A 20,796-nucleotide genomic window follows, 5' to 3' on the forward strand; every position below is an offset into this window, starting at 1 on the left:
GGCGCTACCGCGGCTCCCGTCGACCCAGCCAGATGTGAAGCGGAAACATCAGGGCCAGGGAAAATCCGACGCCAAGGTGGATCCAACTCATCCATGGCCGCACCGCTTCGGATCCCAAATAATAGAGCCCGAACGCGGTCACGATCAGCACGGCATTGAACGTCGCCATGACCGATCCGGAAACGAGATTCTTGCCGCTTCGCCACGATCGCCGCAGGTGCACGGGAACGAGGGCGCCCACCAGCAACAGCGCCAGCATCGCGATGCCGCCATGGACCATCAGCATGTTGGCGGCGACCTGTTGCCAGACTTCATCGCCGGCAATGTCCTTCCTCCAGTCCGCCACAAGCCAGCCGGCGCCGGTCAGCACCAGCGCCGCGAACGCCGCATAGAGCGAATAGCGAAACGATGTACTAAGCCGCAAGGTGCACCGCGTGATGCCAATCGGAGGTGATCTGAACGTCGCCGTCGGCCGAGATCAAGAGGGCGCCGGCCTGGTAACGCTCGAGCAGTTGACCGGCATCGGTCCCTGAGATCATGACGATCTTGGTCAAGGCGTCGGCAACCATGCAAGTGGGGGCGCGAACCGTGACGCCGTCGATCAGGTCTGCGGGCCTGTGAGTCGCTGGATCAATCACTGCCGAACAGCCCGGCTCACTGCTGTCGAACAGCTCGACGCGGCGCGCCGTTGAAGCCAGCGCTTCGTCTGCCACGTCGATGTGGCAGATCGATCGGCCGGGGTCGCGGGGATCGCGGACGTGAACCGCACGCGGCTCCGCGCCAAAGGCCCGAAGGTCGCCACCGGCGTTCACCATGCCGCCCGGAATGCCAAAATCGCGCAGCGCGGCCACCGCGCGGTCGACGGCGAAGCCCTTCGCTATACCACCAAGGTCAATCGTGACATCGGTCGATCGAAAGTGGACCTTCTGGTCCGGAAGCAGCTCAATCGCGTCGGCAGAGCGTGCAATCGGCGCCGACGCCGGCTTGTCCTTCAGGAGCGGCAACAATCCCATCGTCTGCAACGCCGGTGCGATCGTGATATCGAAAAGCCCGCCGGAGCGGCGATGCAACTCAACCGCGGTCTCGAGCACCTCGAACGTCCACGCATGAACGCTCAAGGGGGCAATGCCGGCTTCGCGGTTGAGCCGGCTGACGTCGCTATCCGGCTCATGAAAGCTCATCAGCCGATGCACCTGCGCAACGGCATCGAATGCGGCGTCGATGGCGCCGTCCATGTCGGGTCTGCGGGCGCCCGAGACCTCGATCTCCACGAAGGTGCCGAGCAGCGGCCTCGCGCGACGGATGCTATCGGAGGCGATTGCCATAAGCCGCCAGTATTCTTGTCACGCCTTCGGTGACATGGGTCGATGACAGCGTCGCGCCGGCGATGTTCCTGATATCGCCGTTGATCTTCAACGCGCTGCCGCCGGTCTTGCCGACGAATTGCGCCAGCCAGCTCGGGCTCCTGATTTCACCGCCATAGGATTCCCGATATTCCAGAATCTCAACCTTATGGACGGCGCCCGCCGGGGTCAGTGCCACCGCGTAGTCGATGAAGAGGTGCTTACCGACGACCCGGTCGAACACGAAGAAGCCGACAGCCTTGCCGCCGGCCTCGGCCTTCCAGACCCGGCCCGCCTGGACCTCGGAAAAATGTGTCGCGGACGGAAATGCCTCTTTCTGGGCTTCCTCGATCGACAGGTACCGAACGGCATAGGCAGGAGAGGCGGCAGACACGATGGCTACAGCCGGTAGAGTGTATCGCACCCACGTCATAGTCACCTCGCTCCTGGTCCTGTCATCATGTTCCGCGACGTTACCCTAAGCCACCCCGCCGGCGTCAAAAGAAGAATCCAACGCCGCCAAGGAACGAATCCGAAAGCGCGCCGGTGGCGCTCTTGTCGATCACATGCTGATAGGTCGCCTTCAGCACAATCTTCGGGGACGGAAACACCGCAAAGCCGGCCGTGTGGTACTGTCGCTGACCCTGACCAGTCGGCAGATTGGCATCGGTGCCGGCGAAGCCGCTCGTTTGCAGATTCTGATACGTGTAGCGATAGAACGGCACAGCCTCCCACTCGCTGTTGAGAATCGTGCCGAGCGGGACATGGTAGGCAATCTCGCCGGAATAGCCGTACATCGACTTGCCGACATTGTTGGTCGGATCCGAGTCGTTGTTGGCGCGCAGGTTTTCCGGGTGTCCGAACCCGGCGAGGACATATTCGCCGCGAAACTCAAGACCTGTGTCGGGCACCCTGTAGCGGAATTCGGCATCAAACATTGTGAGACTGGACCTGCCGAGGAAGTTACCGAGATCGTCATGCGCCCCGCGCGGCGTCGTGTTCGGCGAGAAATAGGCGCTGACGCTTCCGGCGAAGCCTGGCCAGAATGTCGGCGTAAAGTCGAGCCGGCCGGACACGGCCATGGCGTTGTTGAGTTGCTGGAAGTCGCCGAGCGGGGGCCTCGAGAATGCGAGCGCGGTTACGCCGTCAATGCCGGCGACGTACGCCGTCCCGGGAAGCGGGACAGTCTTTGCCTCAGTGCGATTGTCGAAGGAGTCGCCGAAATCCTCGTTGCTGGTGCTGAGCATGACCTGATATTTGAGGTCCTCGGTGATCGTCCCATAGACGCTGGTGGATGGGACCTTCCAGGTCGACGGAATGAGGCCGTTGTAGAGTGCGGGCCGGAGTACGCTGTAAAATTGCGTGGGTTCGTGATGCTGATTGATGTACCCGATCGGCACCAGATCGATGCCCGGCGAACGCCAGTTGAATTGGTCGATGATCTTGAAATCGACCCAGAGCTGCTCGATCTCGGCGGTGCCGTGCAGCTTGTCGTCGTTGTCAAATCCGGAGCCCGCGTGCTCAAACTCGATTTCCGCATTGAAGATGATGTTCGGGGTGATCGCATAGGTGGGTAGGAGAACGAACCTGGCCGCGTCAAAACCCTTCTGCCACTGGCCACCGGCAGCAGGATTCTGGATGGTGCCGAAGTTCATCTCGCCATAAGCCCCGATGCTGAGGCCGGAGACCGGAGAATCCGCAAGCCCGAGGATCGGTTTGTCCGACGCTGACGGCAGCGGCGGCAAGGCGATGAAGTCTTTCGACTTCGACTTGGTCGATTTCTCGGACGATTGAGCTTCGGGCTTTTGATCCTCGGACTTGGCTGGTGCGTCCTTTGCCCCTGCGGATGGCGCGGCTGCATTGGCGCTCGTCAGCGATGTCGTTTTGGCCGCCCGCTTTGCGTCTGCGTCGGCCGTCGGGCGATCCTGCTTCTGCTTCAGTTCGGTTTCGAGCTGCTGGATGCGTTGCTCCATCTTTTCCAGCTTCTTGAGCAACACTGCGTTCGCATCACCATCCGCTGCAAAAGCTCCGCCAGAACTCAGGATCGACATCGCTGTCGCCGCCAGCAGAGCTGATCGGCTGGGGCATCGACGGGGTTCGAATCGAAATGCAAGCGGGTCAGTGGAAACGTGCGGTGCCATGCGTGCCCCCAAGAATTGCGACATCCGGTCGCAGGAAAAACAGGCAGGAGCGTTTTTGGGAAGCAGAAGACGGATGGCCGTGACTAGAATCACTCCAGATTAGAATTAGAATAAATCAAAAGAACTCGTATCCTGCTGCAGCGTGAGCAGTTGATATGACGGGAATCCCTACAGAAACAGACGAGTGGGACCAGGAGACGCACTCGCGCATTGCGAATTGAACTAAACCCGTCCCTGCTCAGGAATGACTGCGGATGCGCTTGCGTCCCGTGATCATCGCGCGCACGAGGTTTTCGCGCTGGAGAATCGCCATCAGCACCACGCCCGCGACGTGCAGCACGACGAGGACGATTACGGCGTCCGAGGAATAAGTGTGGGTGTCCTCGACCCACCAGATGCCGAAGAAGGTGACCGTCACCGCCATCGCACCTGAGATCGCGGAGACGGCGAGCGTCAGCAGCAACGCCACCAGCATCAAGGTGCCGGCGGGATTGAGCCCGATATAGCGGCCGGTCATGCCGCGGCGCAGATTCAGGAGATAGCGCGGTGCGGCGCGAAGCCTGACCCCGACCATGCGAAAGCGCGCATAGCGGCTGCCATAGACGCCCCAAATCAGGCGGAAGGCCAACAGCCCGATCACGCTGTAGCCAGCGAAGCGGTGAAGGGTGTCATGGACGGTGGGCGTGAACCACGCGACCAGGACGAAGCCGGCGAGAAGCCAGTGCCAGAGCCGCAGCGGGAGGTCCCAGACCTCGACCATCCGCGGAGCGGTTCGGTCCGCGGGGGGCCGTCCGGCCACCCCGCGCGCATCTGGCACCGCTTCTTCCTTCAAGCCAGGATCACCTTAGACCGTCACTTTGCGATCGTGTGCTTCAGGCTGAGATCCTCGGGGCTGTAGAACAGCTCATAGAGCTTGCCTTCCTTCACGCCATAGACCTCATAGCACGAACCCTCGATCTTGGAGCGCCGCACCTCATAGCCGGCCGCCTTGGCCTTGGCTTCGGCGTCACTTGCCGGCTTCCACGACGCTTTGTCGAGCTTGGTGCAATTCTTGAAGCCGTCGGCCATGGCCGCCGACCCCATGCTCATCCCGATCGACAGTGCAATGGCAACAACGCGAATGACCCTCACGAAAATCTCCTCCTGTTTCGTGTGCGCAACGCCTAGCGCGAAGCGCGATCGAAGGAAGCAAAGGAGATCGCGGAGTCAACTCGGTTCGGGCCTGAAATGCTTTAGATATATTCTAACGTCGGCCAAAAGCTCCGTGCCGCCCGCATGCAACGTGTATTTGATACCTCGCTGCGGCCTTACGCCTCATGAGTTGAGATCAGCTCCTAACCTGAACCTCGCATGCCCTGATACCGACGCTGCAGCCAATCCGCCCAGGAGAGCCGTCCGCGCACGCCACCGCTGACGACGAAGCCCATACCCTGTGCCCTCGCCTCCGAAAGGGCCAGCGGCAGGATCTTGCGGCTGAGTCCGCGGGCATCCCGGTATTGGCTGGCAAGCACAACAAGGCTGAGATCCTGGGGACCGCCGATCTCCGCGCGTTCGCCGCGTCCACCGTCGAACGCATATGCCACGACCTGATCGGCGACATCCGACGTGTCGACGGGATTGAACAACGTTGTCGGCACCGGCCATACCGGAAGCCAGGCGAGGCCAGAGAGCATGGCGTCAAGCAGATAGTAGAACGGCATCGCGCGAACGACAGACCACGGGGTCGCGGAGGCGCGGATCAGCCGTTCGCCGGCGAGCTTGACCCGGGCGTAAGGCAACGTGGCCCCTTCAAGGCCGACGATCGAGACGTGCAGGACGTGTCGCACCGACGTCTCCTGACAGAGCGACAGCAAGCGCTCCGTTCCCTCGACATCCACGGCAGAGGGAGACCGGAAGAAGTCCACGGGACGAATGCCGCCACGCCGCGCGATGGGCGAGAAGGTCGCCGCATTGATGACGGTGTCAACGTCACGCAGCGCCTCGCGCAGTCCCGCGCCCGTGGCAAGATCGCCGATGACCCATTCGATATCCGATCGCGTGCCCGGCGATCTCGCAAAAACCCGAACGCGGTGCCCGTCTCGGACGAGGCGACCGACGATATCCTGACCCAAATGGCCCGTGCCGCCGGTGACTAGCGTCAATGCCATGCTTCAACATCCGTCAGCCCTGGGCACCGGCTCGCCCGTGGTCCGTCAGTCGTGCTCATGCGCGGCTCCATTGCGGCGTCCATAGCGCGGCTCCATTTGGAGGCATGGCATTTGAAGGCATGGCGCCTTGTTCGAGGGACGGTCAGTAGCCGGCAAGCGCCATCGCGACGACGGCGCTCATCCCGATCCAGCCGAAATGGCGTCCACGGTGCGCCCAGGCGTTGGCTAGTGCCGCAAAGCCGAACACAATCGCGAGCGTCACGATGATCCAATGACGCGCGAGATTCGACTCCATCCAAGGGACGGCGAAAAGCAGCACGCCGCCGCCGATCCACGCCACCGTGCCGGCCTGCCAGACCAGGCGAATGAGGGTGCGCAGACGTGGCGGTTCGATGCTGGCGCGGGTGAACACTTTTGTTTCGCCGAGCAGACCATGGATCAGCGCGATCACGATCGCGGCGGCGCCGGAACATTGGAGCAACAGATCGCGCATCGATAAGCCTCCATTCGATGGTTTTCCATACAGTACTGTATGGTGAGATAGGCGCTGGCGCGGCGCCTGTCAATACACTACTGTATGGTCAGGTAGTGGAACCAGACATGACCGAACAGCTCTCCGCCGACGACTGGATCAAACAAGGCCTCAAGGCGCTCGGCAAAAGCGGCTTCACCGCGCTCAAGGCCGATCCGCTGGCCAAAGCCATGGGCGTTTCGCGCGGCAGCTTCTACTGGCATTTTGCCGATCTCAGCGCGTTCCATGCGGCCGTGCTGAAGCGCTGGCGCGAAATCGCGGCCGAGCAGATCATCGCCGACGTCGAGGCGGACAGTGATGAGCCGCTGAAATCCTTGCTGCGCAGGTCGTTTGGCGCGCGGCTCGATCTCGAGCGGGCCGTGCGCAACTGGGCGGCGTTCGATCCGGCGGCGCAAGCAGCGGTCCGCGCCATCGACCGCCGCAGGCTCGACTATATCGAGGCGCTGCTGGCGAAGCGGGGGCTTGCCCCGGCGATGGCAGAGGCCCGCGCGCAGATCCTGTACTGGACGTTCCTCGGTTTCGCCCTGTCGGGCACGACGATGCCGGCGGCACGGCTGAAGATCCAGCTCGGCGAGCTCCTGCGGATGGTCTCTGCCTCGTGATCCGCGCGTAGCAATTCCGTTACATGGACGTTGGGCAGCTGTCGCTTCTGTGCTACAGGCAGCCGACCGCCGGAGACCATGATGAACGCGCCCACCGAACGCCCCGAAAACAGCGTCGATCCCAAGCTGCTGGAAATCCTGGTCTGCCCATTGACCAAGGGCCCGCTCGAATTCGACGCTGCCCGGCAGGAGCTGATCTCGCGCAGCGCAAAACTCGCCTATCCGATCCGCGACGGCATCCCGATCATGCTGCCGGAAGAGGCGCGCAAGATCGATTGAGGATGGCGAACGGTGAGTGGCGAATAGGCCTACTCGCTATTCCCCACTCACAATCCGCCTCCTCACAACGCCTCGCCCTTCAGCAACCGCGGCACTTCGCCGGTGAGGCCGGCGGCCTGGCGGATGAACATATTCTTCAGCGGCGGGGCGCGGTCGACGATACCGAGGCCGATATCGCGCACGGCGCGCAGCAGCGTCGACTTGTTGGAGAACAGGAAGTTCAGCGAGTTGGTCGCAACGCCCATCGCCATGGTGTCGAAGCGGCGCCAGCGCTGGTAGCGTTCGAGCACATCGGCCTGGCCAATGTCCATGCCGAGCCGCGCGGCGTCGACCACCACCTCGGCCAGCGCCGCGACATCCTTCAGCCCCATGTTGAGGCCCTGGCCGGCGATGGGGTGGATGACATGGGCGGAATCGCCGACCAGCGCCATGCGCTCGGCAATGAAGGAACGCGCCACGAAATAGGACAGCGGGAACGCGCGCGGCTTGTCGAGCGCCTTCACCTCACCGAGATGCAGGCCGAAACGCTGCTCGAGCTCGCCATGGAAATCCTCCTCGCTCAGGCCAACGATGCGCGCAGCCTCAGTGCGGCGCTCGGTCCACACCAGCGAGGAGCGCCTGCCGGTGAGCGGCAGGATCGCGAACGGGCCTGCGGGCAGAAAGTGCTCTTCGGCGCGTCCCTCGTGATCGCGCTCATGGCCGACCGTGACGACGATGCCGGATTGATCATACTCCCAGCCATGGGTGGGGATGCCGGCGCGCTCGCGCAGCCTCGACCTCGCACCATCGGCGGCGATCAGCAGGCTCGCCGCAATGACGCTGCCATCGCCGAGCGTCACGTCGATGCCATCCGCGCGCGAGTCGTAGGACGTCACCGCAGTGGCGCGGAGATCGACGCCCTCGGCTGTCGCGCGCGCCACCAGCGCATCGATCAGGCGGCGGTTCTCGATCATATGCGCGAACGGCTCGCCCGGCGCAACATCGCCGGCAAAGTTCAAAAACACCGGACGGGTGGCGTCCTCGAGCTGCGAATCCGTGACGACCATGTCGAGGATCGGCTGCGCCTCGCCCTTGACGTCGTCCCAGGCGCCGATCACCTCGAACAGCCGGCGACAGGCGGCCACGATCGCGGTGGCGCGCGGGTCGCGGCTCGGCCGTGTGCTGAGCGCGGGATCGGCGACGATGACGGGCACGTCGGGCCCGAGCCCCTGGCGCAGCGCCAGCGCCAGCGCCAGGCCCGCAAACGCGCCGCCACCAATGACAATGCTACCCTGTACCGACATACCCAAATTCCCGGCCAACGCTTCGGCTTTTCTGGGCCTTGCTAGCAGACTTGAGGTGGGCGAAACAGTGCGGTGAAACAGGGGCGGAACGGCCCAGTGTGTCATTCCGGGGCGATACGATGGAACCGCGCGAAGCGCGGCCCGGGTATCACCCGGAATCTCGCGCAATAACTTCCGGTTTTCCGGGTTCGCGCTGACGCGCACCCGGAAACACGGCAAGCAAGAAAGCACCGCATGTCCAAAGGCCTGATCGACCTCATTTCGATCCTCGACCTCGAGCAGCTCGAGGTGAATCTGTTCCGCGGCAACAGCCCGAAGACGAGCTGGCAGCGGGTGTTCGGCGGGCAGGTGATCGGGCAGGCGATGGTTGCGGCCTGCCGCACCGTCGAAGGCCGGCTGCCGCACTCGCTGCATTGCTATTTCATCCTGCCGGGCGATCCGCAGATTCCGATCATCTACCAGGTCGAGCGCCTGCGCGACGGCAGGAGCTATTCGACCCGCCGCGTCACCGCGATCCAGCACGGCAACGCGATCTTCTCGATCATGGTTTCGTTCCATGCCGAGGAGGAGGGCGTCTTCGATCACCAGGACAAGATGCCCGACGTGCCGCCGCCGGAGAAGCTCACGGCGGAGGAGGTGGCCAAGCAGCCGATGTTCCGCGAGATGCCGGAATTCATCCGCCGCTACTACGAATCCGATCGTCCGATCGAGCTGCGCCCGGTCGAGATCGGCCGCTATTTCGGCCAGAAGATCGAGGACGGCCGCATCAATGTCTGGATCAAGACAGCGGCCAAACTGCCCGACGATCCGGCGCTGCACATGTGCGCGCTGGCCTATGCGTCCGACTTCTCACTGCTGGATGCGGTCATGGCGCGTTACGGCCGCACGCTGTTCGACAAGCGCATGATGCCGGCGAGCCTCGATCACGCGATGTGGTTTCACCGCCCCTTCCACGCCGACGAATGGCTGCTCTATTCGCAGGATTCGCCGAGCGCCCAGGACGGCCGCGGATTGACCCGCGGCCTGATCTTCAAGCCCGACGGCACGCTGGTGGCGTCCGTCGCGCAGGAAGGCTCCGTGCGCGAGCGGAAGTAATTCAGAAACCGTGATTCACCGCGCCGCGATCGGCGAGCGCGAATTGCGACACGTACCAGCGGCCGTACCAGCGCAGCATCCACGGAATCGGGATGATGAAGCTCGAGGCCAAGGAGAACACGAACGTTCGCCACAGGATCTCCCAACCGCTGCCGTTGAACACAACCTCGCGCCGCGTGCCTTCGATGTTGCGGCAGATCCAGCGCATCCAGAACGCCATCACCCACGCCCAGCCGATGATGGTGATGGTGGAAATGAACAGCAGCAGGTACCAGCCGACATAGCCGACCGCACTGCCCTGAAACGAGATCGGCAGCCGCTCGCCATTCGAGGTGAGATTGGCCGCAATCCATCGGATGATCATCCAGGCGAGGAAGGCGTTGATGATCGTCGCAACGAGCGGCGCGAACGAAATGCCGGTGAGGCTGGCATAAGTCAGGAGCCCGTTAGCCATGAACACGTACCAGATGTCCATCGGCTGGCCGGCAAAGCCGAAATTCGGGCGACCCGGCACGTGGATGTGCGACGTGATCCATTTGTAGAACCAGACGGCGACCCAGGGTGCGGGGATCACCAGCAGCATGCCGATGATGAACACGATGGTGCGACCGAGCAGACCGAAAACACTGAAATCGGCCGTGAGCGGTTGGTCAGTTCCGGCGCGCATCGGCGGGCCGCCGGCGGTCGGGATCATCGGCGGCGCACCGGCGCCCCCGATCAGTCCGGGAATTTCGGCGGCCTTCTGCCAGCCGGCCATGCCCTCGGTCCACACCAGCGTGTCCGGGCGGACGACACCCTGGCTTACGAGATCGCGGAATTGCGCTTCGGGATAGGGCCCCTGCTGCTTGCCCTCGGATGCGTAGAACCAACTCGCCATGAAGCGCCCCCTCAAGTCCCAAAATACTTATGTACCGTTCGGCACGCGCAGGTTCACCGCATCCATGCCAAAAATGCATTGTGAGGGATGAACGGCCGCCCTGTACAGAGGCGACGGCCGGAGACCACCCGCGTTTTTCCCCTTCAATCTGCAACTTTTTTGTGCCATTTGCCCGGAAAGATGCCAGATTGACGCAGCGCCGGGGACATGCGGCGCGGCGTAGCCCGGGGAATAGGCCTGACCATGAAACTCGTCGTCGCGATCATCAAACCCTTCAAGCTCGATGAGGTCCGCCAGGCGCTGACGGCGATCGGCGTCCACGGCATGACCGTGACCGAAGTGAAGGGCTATGGCCGCCAGAAGGGGCACACCGAGATCTATCGCGGCGCCGAATATGTCGTGAACTTCCTGCCGAAGCTGCGGATCGAGATCGCGGTCCCGTCCGACATCGCCGACAAGGCCGTCAGCGTGATCACCGCGACGGCGCGCACCGGCCAGATCGGCGACGGCAAGATCTTCGTCACGCCGATCGACCACGCGCTGCGCATCCGCACCGGCGAAACCGACAGCGACGCGCTCTAACAATCGTCTTCTTCGATCGCACCGGGCGACGACGCCACAGGGTGCGACGCGACTTCTATGCTGGGGGAAACGACATGGCGGGATTCTTGCGCCGCGCAGCGACATTTGCTGCGCCGATTGGACTTGTGTTGACAGTTTCGCCGGCAACGCCCGCGCATGCCGCCAGCTCCGAGATCAACACCGCCGACACCGCCTGGATGATCGTCGCCACCGCCCTGGTGCTGATGATGACGATCCCGGGGCTGGCGCTGTTCTATTCCGGCATGGTGCGCAAGAAGAACGTGCTCGCAACCATGGCGCAGAGTCTCGCCGCGGTGACGCTGATCTCTATTCTCTGGGTCGCGTTCGGTTACTCGCTCTGCTTCGTCGGCGACGGTCCGTGGCTCGGCACGCTCGACCGCTGGTTTCTCGCCGGCATGACGATGGACAGCGTGAACCCCGCCGCCAAGACGATTCCGGAAGCGCTGTTCATGCTCTACCAGATGACCTTCGCCATCATCACGGTGGCGCTGGTGGCGGGCTCGGTCGCCGACCGCATGCGTTTCTCCGCCTATCTATTGTTCTCCATCGCCTGGTTCATCTTCGTCTACATTCCGCTGGCGCATTGGGTGTGGGGCGGCGGCTTCCTCGCCAGCATGGGCGTGCTGGATTTCGCCGGTGGCCTCGTGGTGCATCTGTCGGCCGGCACCGGCGGTCTCGTGGCGGCGAAGGTGATGGGACGCCGTCATGGCTACGGCATCGACAACCTCTCACCGTTCGATCTCTCGCTCGCCGTCATGGGCACGGGCCTGCTCTGGGTTGGCTGGTTCGGCTTCAACGGCGGCTCGGCGGGCGCGGCCAATGCGCGTGCCGTGATGGCGATCATCGCGACGCATCTCGCGGCCTGCTCCGGCGCGCTAACCTGGGGCGCGATCGAATGGTCGACGCGGCGCAAACCCTCGGTGCTCGGCATGATCTCCGGCGCGGTGGCAGGCCTCGGCACCATCACGCCGGCCTCGGGTTTCGTCGCGCCGTGGCACGGCATCGTCATCGGCGTGATCGCCGGGGCGGTCTGCTACTGGGCCTGCACCTGGCTGAAGCACCGCTTCAAGTACGACGACTCGCTGGACGTGTTCGGCGTCCACGGCATCGGCGGGCTGACCGGTACCCTGCTGGCCGGTGTGTTCGCGACCAGCGCCATCGGCGGCACGGCCGGCCTGCTCGAGGGCCATCCCCAGCAGCTGCTGATCCAGCTCTACGGCGTCGCCGTTACCTTTGCGTGGTCGGCGGGCGTGAGTTTCGTCCTGCTCAAGCTGGTCGCCCTGTTCGTGCCCTTGCGCGTATCTCGCGAGCACGAGCTGGAAGGGCTCGATATTTCGCAGCACGGCGAGGCCCTGCAGTAAGCCTACCCCCACCAAAGTACCGGAAGGCTGCCCGGCGCGTGAGCAACATTGTGTCGGCAGCCTGTCATGCCTGCACTTTGAGCAGGCCTGACTACGTTTTGAGCGCGACGTAATAGCGCACCGCACCGCACCACCCGTCGAGCGCGAAAACCCCCGCTTTCATAGTCCGTTAGGCAAGGCGGACGATCTGGCACGGCATTTGATTCTACGGGTCCCGGCTGTGCCCGCGTAGTGAAACTTCTCCCTCGTGGCGAACCAGTCGAGAAACGCCCGGCCACGTCCGGACCGGGCCCAAGCGGGGATAGGACCCATGAAAATTGTTATGGCGATTATCAAGCCATTCAAGCTGGAAGAAGTCCGTGACGCCCTGACCGCCATCGGCGTTCACGGTCTTACGGTGACGGAAGTCAAGGGATACGGCCGTCAGAAAGGCCACACGGAAATCTATCGCGGCGCCGAATACGCCGTGAGCTTCCTGCCCAAGATCAAGATCGAAGTCGCTGTCGCCTCCGAGCAGGTCGACAAGACCATCGACGCCATCACGTCCGCTGCGAAAACCGGACAGATCGGCGACGGCAAGATCTTCGTCATCAACCTCGACCATGCGGTTCGCATCCGCACCGGCGAGGCCGACGCCGCGGCCCTTTGATTTCGCGCTCAACCTTATCCAATCAGGAGTAAATGAAATGACGTTTAAGCGTCCCTATGGCGCGGGATTGGCGGCTCTCGCAGTCGGCATGTTCGCTGCGACCGCGGCCTACGCCGAGCCAACGGTCAACAAGGGAGACAACGCCTGGATGCTGACATCGACAGTGCTCGTGCTGTTGATGACGATCCCGGGCCTCGCGCTGTTCTATGGCGGCCTCGTCCGCTCCAAGAACATGCTCTCGGTCCTGATGCAGGTGTTCTACACCGTCTGCGTCGTCACCGTGATCTGGGCCGTGTACGGCTACAGCCTCGCCTTCACCGGCGGTTCCGACTTCATCGGCGGCTTCACCAAGGCCTTCATGATGGGCGTCACGACCGACTCGAAGGCCGCGACCTTCAGCGTCGACGCCAACATCTCGGAGCTCATCTATATGTGCTTCCAGATGACCTTTGCGGCGATCACGCCCGCCCTCATCGTCGGCGCCTTCGCCGAGCGCATGAAGTTCTCGGCGATCGCCCTGTTCATCCCGCTCTGGGTCACGCTGATCTACTTCCCGATCGCGCACATGGTCTGGTACTGGCCCGGCCCGGACATGATCCAGGATGCGGCCAAGGCACTCGCTGCGGCGGGTGATGCGGCTGCGAAGACCGCGGCGCAGGCCAAGCTCGACGAGATCAACGCCGACGCCGGCTGGATCTTCAAGAAGGGCGCGATCGACTTCGCGGGCGGCACCGTCGTTCACATCAACGCCGGTATCGCCGGCCTCGTCGGCGCGCTCCTGATCGGCAAGCGCATCGGCTACGGCAAGGAGCTGATGGCTCCGCACTCGCTGACCATGTCGATGATCGGCGCCTCGCTGCTCTGGGTCGGCTGGTTCGGCTTCAACGCCGGCTCCAACCTCGAAGCCAATGGCGGCGCTGCCCTTGCCATGACCAACTCCTTCGTCGCCACCGCGGCCGCCGCGCTGTCGTGGATGTTCGCGGAGTGGATCGTGAAGGGTCACCCGTCGGTGCTCGGCGTCATTTCCGGCGCTGTCGCGGGCCTCGTGGCGGTCACCCCGGCGGCCGGCTACTCCGGCGTGATGGGTGCGATCGTCCTCGGCCTCGTGGTCGGCGTGGTCTGCCTGTTCTTCTGTACCGTCGTGAAGAACGCGCTCGGCTACGATGACTCCCTCGACGTGTTCGGCGTGCACTGCGTCGGCGGCATCGTCGGCGCCCTCGGCACCGGCATCCTGGTCAACCCGGCCCTGGGTGGCGCAGGCATCATGGACTACACCGCGATCCCGCCGAAGGTTGCCGATTACGACTTCGCGGCGCAGATGCTGTCCCAGACCTGGGGCGTCTGCACCACGCTGGTGTGGTCGGGCGTCGGCTCGGCGATCCTCTACAAGGTCGTCGACGTGATCGTTGGTCTGCGCACCAATGTCGAGAGCGAGCGTGAAGGCCTCGACATCACCGAGCACACCGAGCGCGCCTACAACATGTAACTCTTCTCCCGGGGCGCGATCTCCTCGGGGGTCGCGCCCAGAACTACGGTTCGGGCACATACCCGGCAATGCCCTGACCGTTGAGGGGCTCCAGCGCAAGTTGGAGCCCCTTTCTTTTTGTGCCGCGCCGCAGCGCGTCCAGCGACGAAATCGCCGTAAGTCAAATTGCAAAATGTCAAAGTCGGCGAATATCATGCTCCCCATTTGGAGCAGAGTTTCATGCGTTTGTTTCAATGCCTGGCTTTGTGCTTCCTGTCGTTTGCTCTGTCGGCGCTTGACGCCCATGCCGATAAGCGCGTCGCGCTGGTGATCGGCAACGGCGCCTACAGGAACGTTCCTACGCTGCCCAATCCGACCAACGACGCCGCCGACGTCGGGGCGGCGCTAAAGCGGGCCGGATTCGATCCTCTGGTCGCAACCGATCTCGACCAGGCCGCAATGCAGGAGGCCGTCCTTCGCTTTGCGCGCGACGCCCGCGGCGCGGACGTTGCCTTGTTCTATTACAGCGGGCACGCGCTCCAGTTTGCCGGCGTCAATTATCTCGTGCCCGTCGATGCGGTCGTCCGCGACGAGGTCGACCTGCGACGCCTGGTGCGCGCCGACGAGATCCTTGCAGACCTGCAGCAGGCGAAGAACCTGCGCATCCTCGTGCTCGATGCCTGCCGCGACAATCCATTTGCCGACGAGCTGCGCCGCAACGTAGGGCAGGGCCGCGGGGTAGCGGTGGCGCGCGGGCTGGCCAAGATGGAGAGCCCGGACGGCACGATCATCTCCTACGCTACCCAGGCCGGCCGGACCGCCGATGACGGCGACGGCCGCAATAGTCCCTATACCAGCGCGTTCCTCGAACACATCCGCGACAGGGACAACATCAATACCGTGTTTCAGACCATCAGCGCCGGCGTCTACCAGCGGACCAAAGGCACGCAGGTGCCTGAACTCTCACTGTCGTTCTTTGGCGAGTATTATTTGAACGGCAAGCCCGAGACGGCCGCGTTGGCGCCATCGGCGCCCCAGGCCGATCCCTGCGCGGATGCCGCCGATCATTGGCGTAGCGCGGAAGCGCTCGGAAGGCTTGCGGCATTCAAGGACCACCTCGTCCGCTTCCCGGCCTGCGCGTTCGCGGACCTCGCGAAAACGCGCATCGCAGCGCTGGCAAAATCCGCAGATGACGACAAGCGCACGACCGCCTTCGACGGCACCTGGATCGGCAAGGAAACCTGCGAAAGCAAACCGCCCTTTCCGGAGGGCTATTACCAGTACGCCTTGCGCATCAAGGATGGGGTCCTTCACTCCGTTTTCGGCGAGGAGGGCAAGCGCGGTTCGTCCGTCTTTGATGGAAGGATCGAGGCCGATGGCAGCGCCAGCATCACAGTCAAAGGTCTCTTTGCCGAGAATGACCCGCTGCGCCGACCCGCCGGCAGTCCCTACCAGTACAAGGTCGTCCTCGCGCTGAAGGAGGCGAGCGGAGCCGGCGTTCGCACCGAGACGCCGCGGCCGTGCCGGATGGAATTGTCGAAGCTCGCGCCGCAGAGCCCGGATGCAAACCCACCTCATGCCGATTCAAAACGGGCCACCAAGCGCGACGACAAGACGGCGGTGATCCCGCCCGAACAGCGGGAGGGTGGAAAGGCCCGTCAGACCGGGGGCGGGTTGAGCTGTTCGATGATGCGGAGCAAGTGCGCCGTAAACTGCGTCGATATCAGCGGCAATCCGAATTGCGCTTCAACCGCTTGTCCGCGGCTGGAAGCGGAGTGCATGAGCAGCGGATGCTGGCGCGGTCGCGGGTTCAGCGGCTGCGGACTGGCCAAAAGATAGCTGCCGCAGGCCTGTTGCGGGGCGATGTCTTTTTCATCCGCGCGCGCAAAAGAAAAAGATTGCCATTCGAGGCCGCCGGCGCAGAAATATCGGCCTCAACGAACAACAAAAGGGAGGTCGCCATGCGACTGGAAGGTGGATGCTATTGCGGCGAGGTGCGGTACGTCGCCGAGGGCGATCCGATGATGCAGGCGCAGTGTCATTGCCGCGAGTGCCAGTACATCTCGGGCGGCGCGCCCAACACCTTCATCGCAATGCCGGCGGCCGGCTTCACCTACATCACCGGACAGCCCAAGCAGTTCACCCGCAAGGACCTCGAACGCGCCGTCACCCGCGAATTCTGCGCCGAGTGCGGCACCCATCTGGTGACCAAGGTTCCGGGCCTCCCCGCCGCGATCCTGAAGGTCGGCACTCTGGATGAGCCCGCGCAGTTCCACCCACAAATGGCGATCTACACCTGCGACAAGCAGGAGTTCCATCAGATCCCCTCGGGCATGCCGACATTCGAGAAGCTGCCGGGTCACTAGGGAAGCTGCACTGATCACGCCCGATCAAGCGTCAGCGCGCGTCGGCCATGACGACGCGCGAAAGATCGGGATGACGATCCGTATCGGCGCAGACCGTACGCTGCACGACGGGCTCGTCCAACATCGAGCCATCGGGAACCGGCGGTCCTCGCTGAAGGGCGCATCCCATTGTTCCCGTCTAATTATTCCGGTCTGGACGGACCCGCCCGCCGATGGTTAATCGCGTCTTAACCTCGCCCTATCTATGGTGAACTGAACCGCTTCCCGCCGGCGCTTTCCGTGACCGGCAGTTCCAAGAGTGCTGGCGCCCAACGAATGGCCATGACCGCTTCATCCCGTGCGCCGCTGGGCGGTGGAAGCTCCGATTCCCAACGCTCGCCCTTCGTCCGGCTGAACGAGCTGCTGGCGCCGCATCAACCCGGCAAGCCCTTGATTTCGCTTGCCGTTGGGGAGCCGCAGCATCCGGTGCCGGACTTCGTCGGCCCGGTGCTGGCCAAGCACACCGCCGATTTCGGCCGTTACCCGATGAACCAGGGCACCGAGCCGTTCCGCCAAGCAGCGAGCGCCTGGCTATCGTCGCGCTTCAAGCTGCCGCGACCGCTCGACCCCAAGAGCGAGATTCTCGTCCTCAATGGCAGCCGCGAGGGGCTGTTCCTCGCCGCGATCGCAGCAGCGCGCTATGTCGGTCCGCGTCCCGGCAAGCCGGCCATCCTGATGCCGAACCCGTTCTATCCGGTCTATGGCGCCGGCGCCGGTGCCGCAGCCTGTGAGGCGGTCTATCTGCCGACCACCGTCGAAAACGGCTTCCTGCCTGATCTCGACGCCATCGACGAGGCGACGCTGGCGCGCACCGTGGCGTTCTATCTGGCCTCGCCCGCCAATCCGCAAGGCTCAGTCGCCAAGCCCGACTATTTCAGGCGCTTGAAACAGCTCGCCGATCGCTACGGCTTCATGATCCTCAGCGACGAGTGCTACTCGGAAATCTATACCCGCGAAGCACCGGGCAGTGCACTCGAATGCGCCGGCCCCGATTTCACCCGCGTGGCTGCGTTCCAGTCGTTGTCGAAGCGCTCGAACCTTCCGGGCCTGCGCGTCGGCTTCGCCGCTGGCGACAAGAAGTTCATCGGCATGTTCCTGGAGCTGCGCAACATCGCGGCGCCGCAGGTGCCGGTGCCGCTCCAGCACGTCGCGACCTTTGCCTACGGCGACGAGGCGCATGTCGAGGAGAACCGCAGGCTCTACCGGATCAAGTTCGATCTCGCCGACCAGATCATCGGCAATCGTTATGGCTATCGCCGGCCCGACGGCGGCTTCTGCGTCTGGCTCAACACCTCCGAACTCGGCGACGACGTGGCCGTGACCGTTAAGCTCTTCAAGGACGCCGGCGTGCGTGTGGTGCCAGGCAGCTACCTGGCGCGGCTGCAGCCTGACGGCTTCAATCCGGGCGCGGGCTTCATTCGCCTCGCGCTGGTGCAGGACGGTGAGACCACAGCCCAGGCGCTGCATCGCCTGGTCGAGACTCTGGGTTAGGCGGGGCCCATGAGCATGTCGGCAATCGAACGTGTCATTCCACTGGTCGGCCATCTGCCACCCTCGATCCGGGAGGCGCTGACGCGGCGCATGCGCGAGCTCACCGGCCTCGGCCTGATCGGATTGTCGGGCGTCGCCGCGACCGCGCTGATGACCTGGTCGGTACAAGACCCCAGCCTCAGCCACGCGACATCGCGGCCGATCCGAAACATTTTGGGCTATGCCGGCGCGATCGGCGCCGACCTCGCCATGCAGATCCTAGGGCTGGGCGCGATCATGCTGGTCCTGACCGTCGCGGTCTGGGGCTGGCGCATGCTGACCCACCGTCCTTTCGACCGCGAGGCGTTGCGGCTCGGTTCCTGGATTCTCTGCACGGTGATCGCGGCGGGCTTTGCCAGCTGCTGGCCGCATGGCGGCGCCTGGCCGCTGCCGACTGGCATCGGCGGGGTGGTCGGCGACGCGCTGGTGCGCGCGCCCGCTGTGATCTTCGGACCGCCCGGCATGATCTATCGCATGGTGCTCGGCGTCATCCTGTTCGTGGCGATGGCCGCGACCTTCCTGATCGCCTGCGGCCTCGGCGCCCGCGAGCACGACGAGGAGCTCGCATCGATCGAGGACGAAGATGCGCCGATTGAGGAGGACGAAGACCAGGATCGCGGCTCGGTGTCGCTGGGCTGGCTGTTCCATGCGCTGATGAGCACGAAGGCACGGCTCACCTGGCTGCTCGGCACCGCCTATCGCACGCTGGTCTCGAGCGGGTCCAAGGCCCGCGCCGTTAGCTTCGATCGTCAGGAGCCGAATCTCGGCGGCGGCCGCGCCGCACCCTCGATCTCGCCGCAGTCCGAGGACGAGGACTACGAGGAAGAGCACGAGGAAGAGGAGGAGGAGGAAGAAGAGGAAGAGGAGCCCGCCGCGCGCGCGCCGCGCAAGAAGGCTGCGCCGAAGGCGGCTGCGAAGAAGTCCTCCGACAAGTTCGATCTTCCCTCCGTCTCGATGCTGGCGGCGCCGAAGGCCGCCGATCGCCAGCCGCTCAGCAAGGCCGAGCTCGAGGCCAATTCGCGCGCGCTCGAAGGTGTGCTGCAGGACTTCGGCGTGCGCGGCGAGATCGTGAAGGCCAATCCGGGTCCCGTCGTCACGTTGTACGAGCTGGAGCCCGCGCCCGGTATCAAATCGTCCCGCGTGATCGGCCTGTCCGACGACATTGCCCGCTCGATGAGCGCGCTGTCGGCGCGCGTCGCCGTCGTTCCCGGCCGCAACGCCATCGGCATCGAACTGCCGAACGCGCATCGCGAAAAGGTTTACCTGCGCGAATTGCTCGTCGCGAAGGAGGCGACCGAGACGGTGGCGAAACTGCCGCTCTGCCTCGGCAAGACCATCGGCGGCGATCCCGTCATCATCGATCTCGCGCGCACGCCGCACATGCTGATCGCCGGTACCACCGGCTCCGGCAAATCGGTCGCCATCAACACCATGATCCTCAGCCTGGTCTATAGGCTGCGGCCCGATCAGTGCCGGCTGATCATGGTCGATCCGAAGATGCTCGAATTGTCCGTCTATGACGGTATTCCCCATCTGCTCACGCCCGTCGTGACCGATCCGAAGAAGGCGGTGGTCGCGCTGAAATGGGCCGTGCGCGAGATGGAAGAGCGCTACAAGAACATGGCCAAGCTCGGTGTACGCAACATCGACGGCTACAACACGCGCCTGGTCGAATTGAAGGCCAAGGGCGAAGAGCCGACGCGCACGGTGCACACCGGCTTCGACAAGGAGACCGGCAAGGCGATCTACGAGGAAGAGAAGCTCTCGCTCGAGCCGCTGCCCTACATCGTCATCATCGTCGACGAAATGGCCGACCTGATGATGGTCGCCGGCAAGGACATCGAAGGCGCGGTGCAGCGCCTCGCGCAGATGGCGCGTGCCGCCGGCTTGCATGTGATCCTCGCGACGCAGCGTCCGTCGGTCGACGTCATCACCGGCACCATCAAGGCGAACTTCCCGACACGCATCGCCTTCCAGGTCACCTCCAAGATCGACAGCCGAACCATCCTCGGCGAGATGGGCGCCGAGCAGCTGCTGGGCCAGGGCGACATGCTCTACATGGCGGGCGGCGGCCGTATCAGCCGCGTGCATGGCCCGTTCGCGTCCGACGAGGAAGTCGAGAAGGTGGTGCGTCACCTCAAGACGCAGGGACAGCCGGAATACCTCGAGGCGGTCACGGCCGAGGAGCCGACCGAGGACGAGGACGGCGCGGTGTTCGACGCCACTGGCATGGGCGCGGATGGCGGCGGCGACCTGTTCGCGCAGGCCGTCGCGATCGTCAAACGCGACCGCAAGGCCTCGACCAGCTACATCCAGCGCCGTCTGCAAATCGGCTATAACCGTGCCGCATCGCTGATGGAGCGCATGGAACTGGAAGGCATTGTCGGCCCCGCCAATCACGCCGGCAAACGCGAGATTCTGGTCGAGGAAGAAGACAGCCATATGTGAGGCAAGCCGCCTCAGAATGATATTTTCACGCAAAAA

General features: G+C 63.9%; 21 protein-coding genes. 11 read left to right on the plus strand and 10 right to left on the minus strand.

Translation table 11 applies throughout. The annotated features are described in order from the left end of the window. Positions 1-4: 4 nt before the first annotated feature. The 8 genes from K289_RS44970 to K289_RS0124745 form a co-directional block, all read right to left on the minus strand. Positions 5-424 carry a hypothetical protein gene (locus tag K289_RS44970; RefSeq protein ID WP_051310755.1) on the minus strand — a complete coding sequence of 140 codons (420 nt, stop codon included), beginning with the start codon at positions 422-424 and terminating at the stop codon, positions 5-7. After that, a complete protein-coding gene (locus K289_RS0124715; RefSeq protein WP_027554007.1) occupies positions 414-1,325 on the minus strand; it encodes an FAD:protein FMN transferase in 912 nt (303 codons plus the stop codon). Before K289_RS0124715 ends, K289_RS44970 begins: the two co-directional genes overlap by 11 nt. Further along, positions 1,306-1,776: an FMN-binding protein gene (locus K289_RS0124720; protein WP_051310756.1), complete on the minus strand. Its 471-nt coding sequence runs from the start codon at positions 1,774-1,776 to the stop codon at positions 1,306-1,308. Before K289_RS0124720 ends, K289_RS0124715 begins: the two co-directional genes overlap by 20 nt. Positions 1,777-1,840: 64 nt before the next feature. Then, positions 1,841-3,394 carry a hypothetical protein gene (locus K289_RS0124725; protein WP_027554009.1) on the minus strand — a complete coding sequence of 518 codons (1,554 nt, stop codon included), beginning with the start codon at positions 3,392-3,394 and terminating at the stop codon, positions 1,841-1,843. Between the two features lie 328 nt (positions 3,395-3,722). Next, the gene (locus K289_RS0124730) at positions 3,723-4,316 is read right to left on the minus strand and encodes a cytochrome b/b6 domain-containing protein (RefSeq protein WP_027554010.1); all 594 of its coding nucleotides are present in this window, start codon (positions 4,314-4,316) and stop codon (positions 3,723-3,725) included. A 20-nt stretch (positions 4,317-4,336) separates the two neighbouring features. Continuing rightward, entirely contained in the window at positions 4,337-4,615 is a 279-nt protein-coding gene (locus K289_RS0124735) for a PepSY domain-containing protein (RefSeq protein WP_027554011.1), read from the minus strand. 203 nt (positions 4,616-4,818) lie between these two features. After that, positions 4,819-5,631: an SDR family oxidoreductase gene (locus K289_RS0124740; RefSeq protein WP_027554012.1), complete on the minus strand. Its 813-nt coding sequence runs from the start codon at positions 5,629-5,631 to the stop codon at positions 4,819-4,821. A gap of 142 nt (positions 5,632-5,773) precedes the next feature. Then, positions 5,774-6,124, minus strand: a complete 351-nt coding sequence (locus tag K289_RS0124745; protein ID WP_027554013.1) for a hypothetical protein — start codon at positions 6,122-6,124, stop codon at positions 5,774-5,776. 107 nt (positions 6,125-6,231) lie between these two features. Between K289_RS0124745 and K289_RS0124750 the strand changes: the two genes are divergently transcribed. Both K289_RS0124750 and K289_RS0124755 read left to right on the plus strand, forming a co-directional pair. Continuing rightward, positions 6,232-6,765: a TetR/AcrR family transcriptional regulator gene (locus K289_RS0124750; protein ID WP_027554014.1), complete on the plus strand. Its 534-nt coding sequence runs from the start codon at positions 6,232-6,234 to the stop codon at positions 6,763-6,765. An 81-nt stretch (positions 6,766-6,846) separates the two neighbouring features. Further along, positions 6,847-7,044 carry a Trm112 family protein gene (locus tag K289_RS0124755; protein WP_027554015.1) on the plus strand — a complete coding sequence of 66 codons (198 nt, stop codon included), beginning with the start codon at positions 6,847-6,849 and terminating at the stop codon, positions 7,042-7,044. Positions 7,045-7,106: 62 nt separating this feature from the next. Here the strand turns inward: K289_RS0124755 and K289_RS0124760 are convergent, their stop codons facing one another. Beyond that, on the minus strand, positions 7,107-8,327 hold the full coding sequence (locus K289_RS0124760; RefSeq protein WP_027554016.1) for a ubiquinone biosynthesis hydroxylase: 1,221 nt from the start codon (positions 8,325-8,327) through the stop codon (positions 7,107-7,109). Between the two features lie 234 nt (positions 8,328-8,561). On the opposite strand from K289_RS0124760, the gene tesB reads away from it, so the two are divergent. Beyond that, positions 8,562-9,422 (plus strand): acyl-CoA thioesterase II, encoded by an 861-nt coding sequence (gene tesB / locus K289_RS0124765; protein WP_027554017.1) that lies wholly within the window; start codon positions 8,562-8,564, stop codon positions 9,420-9,422. Between the two features lies 1 nt (position 9,423). Here the strand turns inward: tesB and K289_RS0124770 are convergent, their stop codons facing one another. Further along, positions 9,424-10,299: a DUF4339 domain-containing protein gene (locus tag K289_RS0124770; protein WP_027554018.1), complete on the minus strand. Its 876-nt coding sequence runs from the start codon at positions 10,297-10,299 to the stop codon at positions 9,424-9,426. 243 nt (positions 10,300-10,542) lie between these two features. Between K289_RS0124770 and K289_RS0124775 the strand changes: the two genes are divergently transcribed. The 8 genes from K289_RS0124775 to K289_RS0124815 all read left to right on the plus strand — a co-directional run bounded on the left by K289_RS0124775 (position 10,543) and on the right by K289_RS0124815 (position 20,760). Beyond that, entirely contained in the window at positions 10,543-10,881 is a 339-nt protein-coding gene (locus tag K289_RS0124775) for a P-II family nitrogen regulator (protein WP_027554019.1), read from the plus strand. Between the two features lie 74 nt (positions 10,882-10,955). Beyond that, positions 10,956-12,263: an ammonium transporter gene (locus K289_RS0124780; protein ID WP_027554020.1), complete on the plus strand. Its 1,308-nt coding sequence runs from the start codon at positions 10,956-10,958 to the stop codon at positions 12,261-12,263. Between the two features lie 310 nt (positions 12,264-12,573). Beyond that, positions 12,574-12,912, plus strand: coding sequence for a P-II family nitrogen regulator (locus tag K289_RS0124785; protein WP_027535364.1), 339 nt, complete (start codon positions 12,574-12,576; stop codon positions 12,910-12,912). Between the two features lie 37 nt (positions 12,913-12,949). Next, the gene (locus tag K289_RS0124790; RefSeq protein WP_027554021.1) at positions 12,950-14,398 is read left to right on the plus strand and encodes an ammonium transporter; all 1,449 of its coding nucleotides are present in this window, start codon (positions 12,950-12,952) and stop codon (positions 14,396-14,398) included. Positions 14,399-14,617: 219 nt separating this feature from the next. Further along, positions 14,618-16,216 (plus strand): caspase family protein, encoded by a 1,599-nt coding sequence (locus K289_RS0124795; protein WP_035685647.1) that lies wholly within the window; start codon positions 14,618-14,620, stop codon positions 16,214-16,216. Positions 16,217-16,338: 122 nt separating this feature from the next. Continuing rightward, the gene (locus tag K289_RS0124800; protein WP_027554023.1) at positions 16,339-16,743 is read left to right on the plus strand and encodes a GFA family protein; all 405 of its coding nucleotides are present in this window, start codon (positions 16,339-16,341) and stop codon (positions 16,741-16,743) included. A gap of 315 nt (positions 16,744-17,058) precedes the next feature. Continuing rightward, a complete protein-coding gene (locus K289_RS0124810) occupies positions 17,059-18,273 on the plus strand; it encodes an aminotransferase class I/II-fold pyridoxal phosphate-dependent enzyme (protein WP_027554024.1) in 1,215 nt (404 codons plus the stop codon). A 9-nt stretch (positions 18,274-18,282) separates the two neighbouring features. Then, on the plus strand, positions 18,283-20,760 hold the full coding sequence (locus K289_RS0124815; RefSeq protein WP_027554025.1) for a DNA translocase FtsK: 2,478 nt from the start codon (positions 18,283-18,285) through the stop codon (positions 20,758-20,760). Positions 20,761-20,796 lie beyond the last annotated feature (36 nt).

The sequence above is a fragment of the Bradyrhizobium sp. Cp5.3 genome, from assembly GCF_000426265.1.
Taxonomy (GTDB): domain Bacteria; phylum Pseudomonadota; class Alphaproteobacteria; order Rhizobiales; family Xanthobacteraceae; genus Bradyrhizobium; species Bradyrhizobium neotropicale.